Origin of the sequence: Granulosicoccus antarcticus IMCC3135 (assembly GCF_002215215.1) — a bacterium.
Taxonomy (GTDB): domain Bacteria; phylum Pseudomonadota; class Gammaproteobacteria; order Granulosicoccales; family Granulosicoccaceae; genus Granulosicoccus; species Granulosicoccus antarcticus.
In genome coordinates this window covers 7,006,913-7,020,389 of record NZ_CP018632.1, presented here as the reverse complement: position 1 = coordinate 7,020,389, position 13,477 = coordinate 7,006,913, and the positions used below count along the sequence as shown (strand labels likewise).

Sequence of the window (13,477 nt, the reverse complement as noted above, 5' to 3'; positions counted from 1 at the left end):
ATCTGATGGGGAGGTGAGGCCAGCAGGTGTGCAATAATTTATACGTTAGCACCTCTCATGCAACCCAAAGGGATACAGACAATGTCACTACCATTGAAAGGTCAGGTAGCCGCGATTACCGGGGCGGCATCGGGCATTGGACTGGCGAGCGCTGAGGCGATGTTGGCGGCCGGTGCTCGCGTGGCGCTAATCGATCGGGATGAAGCGGCGTTGAACAAGCTGCATGTGCAATACGGGGATGCCGTCATACCGCTGGTCATCGATCTGCTTGATCCGAAAAGTTGTGCAACGTTGCTGCCACGCGTTCTGGAACAGGCAGGTCAGCTTGATATCCTGCATGCCAACGCGGGGCTCTATGTCGGTGGGGATCTGGTTGATTCGGAGACTGACGCCATCGACAGGATGATGAACCTGAATGTCAACGTGGTGATGAAGAACGTTCATGATGTTCTACCGCATATGATCGAGCGCGGCACCGGAGACATCATGGTGACAAGCTCGTTGGCTGCCCATTATCCGACGCCGTGGGAGCCGGTTTACGCATCCTCAAAGTGGGCGATAAACTGTTTCGTACAGACCGTACGCCGTCAGGTGTTCAAGCACGGCATTCGGGTAGGTTCGGTGTCGCCAGGTCCTGTCATCAGCGCGCTCCTGTCTGACTGGCCGGAGGAGAAACTACGAGAGGCCAAGGAGTCCGGCAGTCTGATGGAGACCAGTGAAGTGGCCGATGCGGTGATGTACATGCTGACACGACCTCGCAATGTGACCATTCGCGACATGATCATCATGCCCAGTAATTTTGATCTTTAGGTGTTGGTGACGCTAACGATTGACAGCTGTTTTTAACAGACTATCGGAGAAAACAAGATGATCACTGGCGGTTGTCTGTGCGGCAAGGTCCGTTACGAATACGAGGGCGATATTACCGAAATTGCTCTGTGTCATTGCTCGCAATGCCGACAGGCTCAAGGGAGTGCATTCGCCACGAACAGTCCAGTTGATGCACGCAAGATGAGGTTCAGTGGTCAGGAATACCTGACAGAATTCGAATGTAATCAGAACAAGGTCAGAGCGTTCTGCCAGTGTTGTGGTAGTCCGCTGTATAGCCTGCGCAAGGATATTCCCAACATCATGCGTCTACGGCTGGGGACGGTGGAAAGCTCGCTCAGTTGCGAGAATAGATACCATATATTCACAGCTTCAAAGGCAGCATGGGAGGTAATTACGGATGACTACCCTCAGTATGAGACGCGTAAGGATGCCTGAGTAGCTTATGCAGCGGATAATCTGACTGGCGCAACTCAACGACCTGCCAACGATTTGTACCTACCCGGGCGCACCGAGTTGCAAGCGCGGGTGCGCATTAGCGAATTCAGGGATGGAGAACAGACTTTCGCCAACAGCGGCCGTGCGTGGAAAATCCGTTAGCTCAACGTCAAAACGCGCCGCGCCAATCAGGTGACTGGCCAGCGCCAGATCAGCAATGCTGAGCATCTCGTCGTGGCAGCGTGTGGAGTCCGGTGCGATTTGTGCCTCGTAAGCGACAAGACCTTCACGAAACCAGTGAGCTGACCAAGCCTTTCCGGCAGTTTCATCCGATCCGAATTGTTTGACCAGTCTGGCTTGCACACGTGGAACCACAAGAGGATGCGTGTCCGCGGTGGTGATCAGGAAAAGGGCGCGTACTCTGGCACGCCCTTCCGCATCAGTTGGCAAGAGCGGTGGATTCGGATAGCTTTCCTCCAGCCATTCCAGAATGGCCAGACTTTGCGTGAGTGGCTGACGCGTGCCACCTTCCAAGGCCGGCACCGCCTCGGCAGGATTAAGCTTCCTGAACTCTGGTGAGTGATGTTCGCCCTTGCTCAGGTCATGGGCACGCTCTTCGAACTCGATGCCCTTCAGGTGCAGGGCAATGCGCACGCGGTAGGTTGCCAAAGACAGCCAGAAGGAGTGGAGGGTTAACAGGGGGGCCTGTGTATTCATGATGTTCAACGCCTGAATTGATCGTGGAGCCTACCTGATAACTCTATTGACGAGCGCCGGTTGTTGGAAAGTCTCGATGACACGAAACAGCATGCAGGCGCCTGACAGGGTAGGATTCTCATTGGCAGGCGACATGAGAAAAACTAAAGCCGTTGTGAGAAATGATCCTTTGACCCAGGTGTAATCCAGGTGCACAGTGCCGCTATCCGCAGTATCTAAATTGTCACAGCACAGGATTCGAGCATCATGCAACGCGAACGTTTTCAGGACTATTCGAACAACGGTGAGAAGGCGCAACAGACCTTCTCCGCCAATGAGATGCAACGCCGCCAGGATTCCATGCGCAAGCACATGGCCGACAATAATGTCGATGCGGTGCTGTTTTCCTCATATCACAACATTAATTACTATGCGGATTTCCTGTTCTGCCAGTTTGGCAGACGCTACGGCTTTGTCATAACTGCGGAACATGCCACCAGCATCAGTGCCGGTATTGATGGTGGGCAGCCCTGGCGCAGAACCTTTGGCGAGAATGTCACCTACACCGACTGGAGTCGTGATAACTACTTTCATGCCGTGAGAAACCTGGTGGGTGCCGCCAAACGCATCGGTATCGAATTCGATCACGTGAATATCGATTTGCTGAACCTGTTGAAGTCCGAGTTCCCGGGCGTCGAATTTGTTGATGTGGCAGCACCAGCCATGAAGCTGCGCATGATCAAGTCGGCTGAGGAAATCGCGCATATTACTGAAATGACTCGCATTGCTGACATCGGTGGTGCTGCGTGCGTGGAAGCCATTGCTGTGGGCACCACTGAACGGGAAGTGGCGCTGCATTCCACCGCAACCATGGTGCGGGAAATAGCCAAGAGCTGGCCCGAGGGTGAGCTGCTTGATACCTGGACCTGGTTCCAGTCAGGGCTCAACACCGATGGAGCTCATAACCCGGTCACCAGCCGCAAGATCGAGCGTGGGGACATTTTGTCGCTGAACTGCTTTCCGATGGTGGCAGGCTATTATGTGGCGCTTGAGCGCACCCTGTTTGCCGAAGAGGCCAGCGATGAGCATATGCGTTTGTGGGATATCAACTGCAAGGTGCATGATCGTGGCAAGGAACTGCTGGTGCCCGGTGCCAAATGCTCGGACATCGCACGGGAGCTGAACGAGATCTACGCCTCTGAGGATCTGTTGCAATATCGCTCGTTTGGCTATGGCCATTCCTTTGGTGTGCTGTGTCACTACTACGGTCGTGAAGCGGGTCTGGAATTGCGTGAAGACTGCGATACGGTTCTGGAACCTGGCATGGTGATCTCGATGGAACCGATGATTACCATCCCGAATCATCTGCCCGGCGCTGGTGGTTACCGTGAGCATGACATTCTGGTGATAAATGAGCAGGGTAATGACAACATCACCGCCTTCCCTTATGGGGCTGAGCATCTGATTGTTTCATCATAAGCAGGATGCAGAGCCGCAAGCTAGAGAACCGGACCGATAGTGGCAATGGCATTGTTCCAGAGCTTGGTCGGTAGAGACCAGCTTTCCACCTGCACGACAGTGACCTCTCTGGATTGCTTTAGATAGTCCTCTTGTCTTTGTTCTACCGCTTTGGTTGTCGCGACATCCTGTAGCAGGATGTCGTTTTCGTAATTCAGATCAAAGCTTCGCAGATCCATATTGCTGGACCCCAGGAACGTGATACACCCGTCGATGGTCAGGGTTTTTGAATGCAGCAAGCCTGGGATGTACTCGAAGATGCAAGCACCAGAGGCCAGAATAGCCTGGTAGAAACTGCGACTGGCGGCGGCAACAACCCAAGAGTCGTTGCGTTCGGGGAATATCAGGGTGACATGAACACCGCGATAGGCGGCTGCCTGAATGGCATTGAGCACCGTGGTGTTTGGTACGAAGTAGGGGGTTGAGAGCGTCAGTGTTCTGGTTGCCGTACCGATCAGGCTTGCAAACAGCTGTGCCGTGGCACCTGCTCTTTCGGTGGGGCCATCGCCGATGATAGAGGCGGCAAAGCCGTTAGCGTGGGTGTCCGGAGACAGGGGGAATTCCTGCAAGCTGCCTTTGCGTGCCACCATCCAGTCGCTGGCAAACAGCAGCTGGTTCTGAGCAACCACAGGCCCTTCGATACGCAGCATGATGTCAACCCAGGGGGCAAACTTTGGTTTTACGAGAAACTCCGGGTCTGCGCAGTTCTGGCTACCACAGTAGGTGATCTGGCCGTCGATGACGGTTATCTTGCGGTGGTTTCTCAGATCGATTCGACTTGTCAACATGGTGAACAAGGGGCGGTTGAGGGGCAGGGCAATTTCTGTCATGACACCGGCATCGCTCATCTGACGCCAGAGCCTGGATTTGATCAGTTGCCGTGATCCCAGACCATCAGTCATCGCTCTGCACTGAACGCCACGTGCGACGGCCCGCATCAGTGCCTGGGCAACCGCTGTGCCGGTATTATCGTCAAGCCAGATGTAGTACAGCACGTTGACCGATACCTTGGCAGCATCGATATCACTGAGCAGTCTGCGCCGGGCTTCAAGACCATCGGCCATGAGTTCGGCACGGTTGCCAGTTTTTACCTGAAAACCGTTGATGGAAGCGGCATAGCTGAAGGCTGGCTGATAGGCAGGATCGATTGATTCGAGCAGATCAGAGCCTGAACCCAGAATGGCAGGGCTTTCAGCCCATACCGAGCGGATGGTGGCCCGGCGTCTGGAGGCGCTTCGTCCCAGACTTGCCTCGCCGAACAGGAAGTAGACGATGGCGCCTGCCACCGGCAGAATGAAGATCACCATGAACCAGGCCAGCCTCGAGGAGGGGGCCAGATCATCTCTGAGCAGGACCCGAAGGGTGAGCCCGGTCACGATCAGTGCATGGAATAGTAGAACGTACAAGTCTGGCCTCCGAGTCCGCTGTTTGGCGTAGAACACTAGTCAGCCATTATGCTCGTCAGGTAGGGTAAGTGACAGTCTGAGATGTTGTCGAGTCAATAGAGGGAGTGCAGGCGCATGTTCGTGTCCAAAAGCCGATCGGTAGTCTATCCACAAAGTGAACATGCCAGGCTTGCCGGCACCATCGCCCAGCTGTGGGGTAATGAGAAGTTCAGGCAACCACAGCTACCATTCAATGCATTCTGCACAGGAGTCGCCTTGCATGACTTCGGATACGGATTGCTGGATACCCATGACATTCTGGGAATGGAGGCCGCTGAGCGGCATCGCACCTTTGAAGCCTTGATGCAGATGCGATTCTCTGATCACATCGCCGAGATAGTGGCGAAAACTCATGTGGCAAGACTCATGAACATGGCAGGCTTATCTGAGCTTGAACAACGCTGCCGTCTGTTGTTGAAAGACTTGATTGCCAAAAGCGGAATTCCAGAAAGTGTCTTTCAGGATGCCGATATGATCACCCGTCTCTGCGACTCGGTTGCGTTCGATTTCTGTTTTGAAAGAGTGACCACAGGCAGCGTAGCGGTACTGGCAGACAATGCAGACGGTAATCGGATTGATGTGCGTTATGAGATCAACTTTCAGCACACAGAGTCCGCCGATGGCATGGGCTACACGGTTGGTACGATCAGTCTTGAGCCCTGGCCATTGTCCTGCGAGAGCGTCAGGGGGTATTTATTGGCCTATGAAGGGTCTGGTTATCCTCAGGTGCTGAATCCGCATAGGGTGGAGTTTGAGGTTTTTGCGGGAAGCGAGTAATTGACCCGTAGCGTCAGAGCTTCCATGGCTCTCATCTGCACGCGACATGACTACTGGAATGATCTTCTTGCGTTTGGAGCGAGCGAAATTCTCAAGTTGAAGGAGTGGAGCATGCGGTGCAATCTGCCAATCCGCCAGTTTTTCGTCGCGTCCCAGTTCTTACAGTTTTCCGGTAATTTCACCAACTAGCAGATTATGGGGTGCCTGACTGTTATCGGCCCTGATAAACTGATTTGCTCTGACTACATAATGGGGATATTGATTGGAGGGTGCACCCTCCTGTTTAAGATATTTTTCTTAAGCAGTACGGGGCTGTACATCAGGAATATGGTCGAATTTCGATTGATCTGACATAACATTCTTCCTTGAAGTTAATCGGATCATTCATCATCGCAAGGAGTAATATCGAGGTTGAAACGGAGGCGAGAAGATGATTTTCCATATCAGACTCTTTATTTCAGGATATACAGGTGTGTGGTTGTATTGGATACGGGTGATGACGCTGAACACAGGGTGCGGATGACTCAGATATGACGTGCATAGCTGAATCGACCTAATACTTTTTATATCTCAATGGGAATTTTATGGATTATAAAGTTAATGAGGAATACGCAGAAGCGTTAGTAGAGTTTGGTTTTGAGAGAAAAGATGAAAATAGTTACACAGTGCATTTTAAGCAAATAAGCACTGGTGAAAGCATCTATCTTGCTAAGTCGAAAAAACGGAAAAACAAGACTGCAATCATACACCCCGGTTATAAATATGCCATCGGTATGCTGGATCTGAATGATCAATTGCATTTGGCAGAACAAGATGAATATTTTTATCACGACTCCTCGCTAAGTGAATTCCCTAAAAGGTTTAGAAAGAAAGAAATTAAATATCCTAGTCATTATGGAATAGGGATATCAATTGAAAAGTTAAGTGCTGTTGAGGCGTTTTGTGAGTTTATAAGTGCGACTCTGTGTAAGTCAGAACTCCAGATAGATCTCGATGAGATAAATGATAATAGTAAAAAATTAAGTGCAACTGATATTCAAGCTTTAGTGCTGGCAAGGCGTGGACATGGACCGTGGAAAGAAAGCTTGAGAGAACATTGTGGGTGCTGCTTTCTTACTGGCTGCACCATAGAGAAATTGCTAATTGGGTCACATATTAAGCCGTGGAGCCAGTCTACTGATGTTGAGCGGCTTGATTCGTTCAATGGATTATTGCTTAGAGCTGATGTAGATGCTCTGTTTGACGCTGGTTTGGTGACATTTATGGATGGTGGTGAAATTAAGGTATCTAGCGGTATTTCCGAAAAAGAATATAAAATGCTGCCGTTTGACTTGGATCTTCGAATAAAAATATTGAACAGCAAGCATCTTCCTTATTTAGAGTTTCATAGGAAATACGTATTTAGATGAGATATAACATTACGCTGAAGCTGTCAATGGACCCGTCAACGGAACCTGGGCTCCGCAGTCGCGTCCATTGCACCTTAGCGCCACTGTTAGGCGCGTCGACAGACGAACCTGGATAGTATACTGAGTGACAAGCCAATCATGGAGTCAATAACTTGCTAAGTGAAGAAATTGAGAGCGCTCAACGCCTTGTTCGAACTGATGCGTACCAAATGTCAATTGGCGAGATCGTCAGCATGTACGAAACGGGCGAGATAATTATTGATCCGGAATTTCAGCGTCTTTTCCGTTGGAACAGTGGTCAGAAATCAAAACTTATAGAGTCACTTTTGCTTGGCATTCCAATTCCTTCGATCTTCGTTTTCGAAACTGAAGCAGGAGAGTGGGAGCTAATTGACGGACTACAAAGAGTGTCAACAATACTCGAATTTATAGGTATTTTAAGATCGCCTGAGAGGGAAATAGTAGCCCCGTCTGTTTTAGAAGCAACAAAGTACCTACCCTCACTACACAATGCGGTATGGGAGAAATCACCTGTTATTGATGGGGTCGAATTTTGCGACCAGCAAGAACTTGCTAAATCGCAAAAACTCACTATTCGAAGGTCTCGAATGGGTGTTGAGATACTAAAGAGACCAAGCGACAACAACACTAAATATGATCTGTTTCAACGATTGAATGCAGGGGGCACCTTAGCCAACCCGCAAGAACTTAGAAACTGCATCATGTTAATGGTTAATGCCGACTACTTTCGAGTGGTTAAAGAGTTAGCCGAATCAGAGGTATTCAAGTCCGTAATAGGTATAAATGAATATCAGTTTGAAAGACAAAAACACATAGAAATGGCGTCAAGATTTCTGGTCCACACCTGTGTGGACTACGACGGAAAGTTGGATGTTGAAGAATATATAGATGAAGGAATTGTAGAGCTGGCCGAAATTGGTGATACGAGAAAGGCAACAGAACTCGTGAACGGTACGTTTGATCTACTGAACTCCATAGCGGGAGCCGACGTTCTACGAAGAAGGGTAGATGGCGCTCCTATTGGGCGAGTTGGGCTCGTTGGATTTGAAGTAATCGCTGTAGGCGTTGCAAAAAATCTTAGTAATATTAAAAATCTGAAGAATTCAACTGAGTTTATTGAAGGAAAGATCAATGACCTTTGGATGGATGAGCGTACAGATTCTTTTACCTCACCTGGGTTACGTGGAACCGTCAGAATTTCAAGAACAATTCCATTTGGAGCAGATTGGTTCACACCATGAGCAAGCCCTATACTGCATCCGATTTCTCAAACCAAATAATCGAGGATCGAACATGGCGCATAAAGGAAATATCTGACTTGAAGTCAGCAGTCGAGCGTGCTGACACCATTCTTCAGAAAGTACTTCTTAGGTCTATTGTCGCTATATGCTACGCGCACTGGGAAGGCAGCGTAAAATATAGTGCCCGTAAATACATGGAGCATATCTGCCTTCGAAGGTACAAAGTTGGCGACCTTGATCGTCAGTTTATCCGGAATCTCTTTCTTCCTCGACTCGCTCAGTTGTCAAAATCTAATGCGAGTGTATCGCAAAGATGTGAATTCATAGATCAGCTTTTAGATTCATCTGACAAAAGATTTACCAGAATTGATGAAGATTTAGTAAATACGAAATCCAATCTAAACTATGACGTTTTCCTAGATATTTGCCTGGTTTGTGGCCTTCCGTCAGATGGGTGGGCTAAGCTCTCGACATTTATCGACGTAATACTATTAAAGAGAAGAAACGAAATCGCTCATGGTGAAAACACTTTCATAGACATTTCAGATCTAGATGAGATAACAAATAATACAGTTGCATTAATGCGGTCTTTTGGCGATGCACTCGACAATCAAGCCTCATTGGAGAAATACAAATCTATTTCGGTATTGTGAGCGTGAACTGATACTTGAGAGCGAACAGGCCATCCCAGTTATACCCTCGCCTAACATTGCGTTGAACCAGTCAACTTGACACATCCCACCCTGCGCTGCCGCTCCGGCTGGTCTGTGTCAATTGCAGGTTAACGCTTTGTTAGGCAAAAATGGAATTAGATTAATATAATGGCATATGTACTTAGCTGGTTATCTGCAGTCGCATCATTTATAGGGCTAGGGGTTGCCCTCCAAACGCCTATTGAAAATCTGTCCGGTTGGAAGTTGGTATTGCTTATAGTTGTAATATTGGTTTTTGGAATTTCTGCAATTTATGATGCGTGGAAAAACTATAAAAGTAAACCTAAAAAATATAGAAACGAAAAGAAAATAAACGAATATATGTATTCAATTTTAGCTGATGGGGGGCGATGCGAAATATGTTCTCGTGATGCCAGCTGGATTGAAGACGATAAAATATTTGACATGCTCAAGAATAAGGCGAGTCGTGGAGAATTGGTATTTTTCCTTCATCAGAAAACAGATAAAATTATGCAGTTAACTGAACTTGGCGCAGATCTGTATATTTATGGAGATCAAAAATTTGAGCCGTTAACACGATTCACAATTGTCAACTCCGGTAACAGAGCGTCATCATTTTTAGCTATCGGGAGAAAAAAACCAAATGAGCCGCATGTTATTGAAGAGCTAGACTCTTCACATCCAACATACTCATTGGCACTTGACTTATTAAGTACCATTAAAACCTTGGTTGGCGATAAAAATGACGGTTAAAATCGGGAAAGTGAAAAATCTAAATAATATAGTCGATGAATGGGATGCGGTTGCTGCAATAAGAGAGGAGCAGATTAGTTCTGGAAAAGATAATAGTGCCAATTGCGTGCTCGCTCCAGCTATACTTAATAGCCTTAAATATGTAGATTCTATAATTGATATCGGTTGTGGCACTGGTTGGCTAACGGAACGCGCTAGCGTTTTTGCTGTTGAGACCGTCGGTGTAGACCCCAGTTCAGAATCAATAGAAATGGCGAAAGCTCGACATAGCGCGCCACGGATAAGCTACTTCGCAGAAAGCATAGAAGAGCACTCTAAGAGTACGGAGAAATATGATTTGGGCATATCCAACATGGTAGCCAGTAGTGCACCTGATTTGAGCGAATATTTTGTTTCGACGAGACGAGTGTTGAAAGAGGGTGCGTTATTTATATTTTCAATTCCACACCCATGCTTCTGGTCAATCTATTGGGGGTACGGGTCTGATCCAGATTTTAACTACATGGAAACTTTAGCAGTTGAGAGCAAGTTTAGAATTCAAGAAGAAATAGTTGAATTCCCAACAACTCATTTTCATCGGCCTGTTTATCGCTACATATCTGAACTTCTTGCTTCTAACTTTAAGATAGAGTCCGTAGATGAGCTAATGGGAAAAGGTTTCGATTTACCCAGATTCATGCTAATCAACGCACGTGCGGTCTAACATTACGTTGAACTTGTCATTTGACTCAGACCTTCCTGCGCTGACGCTCCGTGTAGTCTGCGTCAATTGCAAGTTAACGCTTTGTTCGATCTCATTGCTCTACTGCTCGTCTAAAATAAGTTGGAATGTTGGGTTATGAAAATCTACATGTTGGATACAAATGTATTTTCGTATATTGATGAGAGTCAGGATGACATTACTTGTTCAATAGGTTCTTGCGAGTTCGTATACACAAGGGTGCAGGAAAGTGAATTACAAGACAATCCCAATACTGAAGAGAGATATCGCAGACTGAGGTTACTGCGAAGTGTTTGTGGCAGAAAGATACCCGTAGAAACAGATGCATGGATGGATAGTTTGCGTTGGGACGATGACGGGATATGGAGTGAGGAACCAGATACCGTTGCCGACCGTGTATCGAAAGGAAGCTACTCAAGAAAGAAAAGACATGACGCAATGATATTGGCAGCGACCAAGCGAATAGGCTGCATTTTGGTTACAAACGACAGTAATTTGAGAGCAAAAGCTCGGTCGGAGGGAGTCGTTGCATTGTCAGCAATTGAGATGCTAGAGCATATGCGAGAATCAGTAGAGAAAGAAAATCTCTGATTATACGCATCATAGAAAACATGTACTTTGTTGTCAAAGCTGTTCTGTGGAATGCATTACACCACATGCATAAGGTATTATTGGCTAACGCTAAATAGAGACACCGTGAAATGCCCAGAGGCACAAGAATCCCGAGTTTGGTTTTCCAAAAGGTCTTGAAGGATGCTCGCGCCCAGTTAGAGATATCGTCAGAGCGATCAGCTGATTTTGATCATTCAGGAATTCGAGGTGACGAACGCGCGGCTGCTCTAATGCACTTCTTTAGTGATCACCTTCCTGAAACATACGCAGTCTCTAAAGGCGAGGCTATTGATTGTTTAGGAAATCGCACCGGTCAGCTAGATATTATTATTTACGATAGAAGCATGGCTGCCCCAATCAGTTCAGGCGTTGAGAACGTCCTCGTCCCCGCTGAGAGCTTATTGGCGGTAATCGAAGTAAAATCTGTGCTGACTCAGGATGAGTTAAAAATATGCTACCGAGCAGCTAAAAAAGTAAAGAAATTAAGGCCACACAAAGGAAAGTTTGTTTCAGCAAGAATGGATGGCGCACCAGCGAATGACGGTGCTCATAGGTGTTTGTATGTGGTTTTTTGCTATTCAACTAATATTGGACAAACAAATTGGCTAGATAAAGAATTTAAAAGAATACTGTCCGCCGCTAACTTGGAACATGCAGCGCCTGATGCCGTAGATATTTTGTGCGTACTGGGCAATGGTATGATTCGACCTGGCAAGAGTGCTGGCAAAGCTGAAGCAGAAGACAGTTCAAACATATTCTTGGAGTTTTATCTCCACTTGGTGAACTTTATTTATAGAGAACAATCAAGGAGGCCCACTATTGATTGGCAAATGTATACCACTCGCTCGTCGAAAGGATGGCGCCAGCTTAATAATGATATCGAACAAAACGATGAAGCTGCAACTTGACCCCGCCACTCCTGCGCTGCCGCTCCGTCGCGCCTGCCTCAAGTTCACCTTATCGTCGGTGTTCGGTTTCAGAAAGAGAAATTTTCAATTCATGCTCTTCACTGTGAATTGACGGACTAAATTATATATCTATTGGAATTAGATGAGAGACGACTTGTGCCAGGACCAAATACTCTATTTGATAAATCATTTTTGCAATCGCTTTCGGAAGATGAGGCGCTATGGTTTGATTATTTTTTTATTGCAAATGTATGCCCTTTATTCTTTGTAGAAACTCTTGCTGACTTAGAAAAATCAACCCGGCAGGGTAGAAGTCCGGAGAGAGAAGTCGCAATTATTGCTTCCAAAACGCCTTCTATCCAAGGTGCCCCAAATGTTCACCACGAGCAACTTTGCAAAAGTGAATTATTAGGACATAAAGTTCCCCTAACCGGACAAATTATAATCGCTGAAGGCAAGTTTGTAAAAAATGAAGACGGTAATGGGGTTTATGTGCCCGTTTCGCCTGAAGCGAAAGCTTTTACTCGTTGGAAAGAAGGATTATACGAACAAGTTGAACGTGAATCAGCCAAAAATTGGCGTGATGCATTGAAATCAGTAGATCTTCCTTCACTGGCCGAGGCATCGAGAAGTTTGTATGGCCAGTCTAATAAACCACGAAACATTGACGAGGCATGGAGTCAGGCACAATACGGCTTTCGAGCAGGCGGTGATAAATATGAACAGATAAGACTAATAGTCTCACTGTTGAGGCTTGATGGAGCAACGGCTCGAGAATTTATGGAAATATGGCGTACGATGAATAATCCCCCATTATCCAAATATGCGCCTTATTGTGCGTATGTAGGAACCGTAAAATTATTTTTCAGAATTGCGCTTGCAGCTGGATTGATTTCAGATCAGAGAGCATCAAATCAAGTTGATTTAGCGTATTTATATTATTTGCCTTTTTGCCATGCATTCGTATCGTCAGATAAGTTGCATCGCACTATTGCTGAGGGAGCTCTGAGAAAGGATCAAATGTTTGCATGGGGTATTGATGTCAAGAATGGTTTGAAAGAGATTAACGAATATTTTAACAAATTACCCGTAGAAACTAAAAAACTTGGAATATTTGCCTTTGCTCATAGGCCGCCCGCACAAATTGTAAATAATCCAGCTATAGAAATATGGGATCGTTTAATTCCACAGTGGAGAGAGTCTGCAATAGAAGGTGTAGTAATACCGAAGCAGAATGAAGAACTTCGTCAGCGAATGCAGGCAGTGGTTAAAGGTAAGAAAACAGCCGCGCCAGGAAAGTTCTCATCTGATAATGTAGATTCTATGGTTATGAAAAGAGAGCTTCCGGTAAGAAGGGGAAGCTGGCAAATAATTGAGCAAAGCCTAGCTGATAGCCAAGTGGACGAGTAGTTAACATGCTTAAAATTGAAACCGAA

14 protein-coding genes are annotated in these 13,477 nt (G+C 46.9%); 12 read left to right on the top strand and 2 right to left on the bottom strand.

Features of this window, described 5'->3' with window-relative positions; translation table 11 throughout:
• The first annotated feature begins 81 nt into the window (after positions 1-81).
• Together IMCC3135_RS30470 and IMCC3135_RS30465 are read left to right on the top strand one after the other, a co-directional pair.
• Entirely contained in the window at positions 82-810 is a 729-nt protein-coding gene (locus IMCC3135_RS30470) for an SDR family oxidoreductase (protein ID WP_088921019.1), read from the top strand.
• A gap of 57 nt (positions 811-867) precedes the next feature.
• On the top strand, positions 868-1,266 hold the full coding sequence (locus tag IMCC3135_RS30465; RefSeq protein WP_088921018.1) for a GFA family protein: 399 nt from the start codon (positions 868-870) through the stop codon (positions 1,264-1,266).
• Between the two features lie 60 nt (positions 1,267-1,326).
• Here the strand turns inward: IMCC3135_RS30465 and maiA are convergent, their stop codons facing one another.
• On the bottom strand, positions 1,327-1,983 hold the full coding sequence (maiA, locus tag IMCC3135_RS30460; protein ID WP_205737787.1) for a maleylacetoacetate isomerase: 657 nt from the start codon (positions 1,981-1,983) through the stop codon (positions 1,327-1,329).
• Between the two features lie 246 nt (positions 1,984-2,229).
• On the opposite strand from maiA, the gene IMCC3135_RS30450 reads away from it, so the two are divergent.
• Complete coding sequence (locus IMCC3135_RS30450) at positions 2,230-3,441, top strand: aminopeptidase P family protein (protein ID WP_088921016.1); 1,212 nt, start codon at positions 2,230-2,232, stop codon at positions 3,439-3,441.
• A gap of 20 nt (positions 3,442-3,461) precedes the next feature.
• On the opposite strand, the gene cls is transcribed toward IMCC3135_RS30450, so the two are convergent.
• A complete protein-coding gene (gene cls, locus IMCC3135_RS30445) occupies positions 3,462-4,886 on the bottom strand; it encodes a cardiolipin synthase (protein ID WP_088921015.1) in 1,425 nt (474 codons plus the stop codon).
• A gap of 114 nt (positions 4,887-5,000) precedes the next feature.
• Between cls and IMCC3135_RS30440 the strand changes: the two genes are divergently transcribed.
• From IMCC3135_RS30440 to IMCC3135_RS30400, 9 genes are all read left to right on the top strand, one after another.
• Positions 5,001-5,702 carry a DUF3891 family protein gene (locus IMCC3135_RS30440; RefSeq protein ID WP_088921014.1) on the top strand — a complete coding sequence of 234 codons (702 nt, stop codon included), beginning with the start codon at positions 5,001-5,003 and terminating at the stop codon, positions 5,700-5,702.
• 584 nt (positions 5,703-6,286) lie between these two features.
• The gene (locus tag IMCC3135_RS30435) at positions 6,287-7,111 is read left to right on the top strand and encodes an HNH endonuclease (RefSeq protein ID WP_088921013.1); all 825 of its coding nucleotides are present in this window, start codon (positions 6,287-6,289) and stop codon (positions 7,109-7,111) included.
• A gap of 152 nt (positions 7,112-7,263) precedes the next feature.
• Positions 7,264-8,373 (top strand): DUF262 domain-containing protein, encoded by a 1,110-nt coding sequence (locus IMCC3135_RS30430; protein WP_088921012.1) that lies wholly within the window; start codon positions 7,264-7,266, stop codon positions 8,371-8,373.
• The gene (locus tag IMCC3135_RS30425) at positions 8,370-9,026 is read left to right on the top strand and encodes an MAE_28990/MAE_18760 family HEPN-like nuclease (RefSeq protein ID WP_088921011.1); all 657 of its coding nucleotides are present in this window, start codon (positions 8,370-8,372) and stop codon (positions 9,024-9,026) included. Before IMCC3135_RS30430 ends, IMCC3135_RS30425 begins: the two co-directional genes overlap by 4 nt.
• 168 nt (positions 9,027-9,194) lie before the next feature.
• On the top strand, positions 9,195-9,800 hold the full coding sequence (locus tag IMCC3135_RS30420) for a hypothetical protein (RefSeq protein ID WP_088921010.1): 606 nt from the start codon (positions 9,195-9,197) through the stop codon (positions 9,798-9,800).
• Complete coding sequence (locus tag IMCC3135_RS30415) at positions 9,790-10,503, top strand: class I SAM-dependent methyltransferase (protein ID WP_088921009.1); 714 nt, start codon at positions 9,790-9,792, stop codon at positions 10,501-10,503. Before IMCC3135_RS30420 ends, IMCC3135_RS30415 begins: the two co-directional genes overlap by 11 nt.
• A 135-nt stretch (positions 10,504-10,638) precedes the next feature.
• Positions 10,639-11,112: a PIN domain-containing protein gene (locus IMCC3135_RS30410; protein WP_088921008.1), complete on the top strand. Its 474-nt coding sequence runs from the start codon at positions 10,639-10,641 to the stop codon at positions 11,110-11,112.
• 110 nt (positions 11,113-11,222) lie between these two features.
• Entirely contained in the window at positions 11,223-12,041 is an 819-nt protein-coding gene (locus tag IMCC3135_RS30405) for a DUF6602 domain-containing protein (RefSeq protein ID WP_088921007.1), read from the top strand.
• 156 nt (positions 12,042-12,197) lie between these two features.
• Positions 12,198-13,451 (top strand): hypothetical protein, encoded by a 1,254-nt coding sequence (locus tag IMCC3135_RS30400; RefSeq protein ID WP_157736377.1) that lies wholly within the window; start codon positions 12,198-12,200, stop codon positions 13,449-13,451.
• Positions 13,452-13,477: the final 26 nt, after the last annotated feature.

What these genes read in the sequence shown, in the direction of transcription:
- IMCC3135_RS30470 (WP_088921019.1), top strand. Translation starts at nt 82, where the DNA reads ATGTCACTACCATTGAAAGGTCAGGTAGCCGCGATTACCGGGGCGGCA.
- IMCC3135_RS30465 (WP_088921018.1), top strand. Translation starts at nt 868, where the DNA reads ATGATCACTGGCGGTTGTCTGTGCGGCAAGGTCCGTTACGAATACGAG.
- maiA (WP_205737787.1), bottom strand. Translation starts at nt 1,983, where the DNA reads ATGAATACACAGGCCCCCCTGTTAACCCTCCACTCCTTCTGGCTGTCT.
- IMCC3135_RS30450 (WP_088921016.1), top strand. Translation starts at nt 2,230, where the DNA reads ATGCAACGCGAACGTTTTCAGGACTATTCGAACAACGGTGAGAAGGCG.
- IMCC3135_RS30440 (WP_088921014.1), top strand. Translation starts at nt 5,001, where the DNA reads ATGTTCGTGTCCAAAAGCCGATCGGTAGTCTATCCACAAAGTGAACAT.
- IMCC3135_RS30435 (WP_088921013.1), top strand. Translation starts at nt 6,287, where the DNA reads ATGGATTATAAAGTTAATGAGGAATACGCAGAAGCGTTAGTAGAGTTT.
- IMCC3135_RS30425 (WP_088921011.1), top strand. Translation starts at nt 8,370, where the DNA reads ATGAGCAAGCCCTATACTGCATCCGATTTCTCAAACCAAATAATCGAG.
- IMCC3135_RS30420 (WP_088921010.1), top strand. Translation starts at nt 9,195, where the DNA reads ATGGCATATGTACTTAGCTGGTTATCTGCAGTCGCATCATTTATAGGG.
- IMCC3135_RS30415 (WP_088921009.1), top strand. Translation starts at nt 9,790, where the DNA reads ATGACGGTTAAAATCGGGAAAGTGAAAAATCTAAATAATATAGTCGAT.
- IMCC3135_RS30410 (WP_088921008.1), top strand. Translation starts at nt 10,639, where the DNA reads ATGAAAATCTACATGTTGGATACAAATGTATTTTCGTATATTGATGAG.
- IMCC3135_RS30405 (WP_088921007.1), top strand. Translation starts at nt 11,223, where the DNA reads ATGCCCAGAGGCACAAGAATCCCGAGTTTGGTTTTCCAAAAGGTCTTG.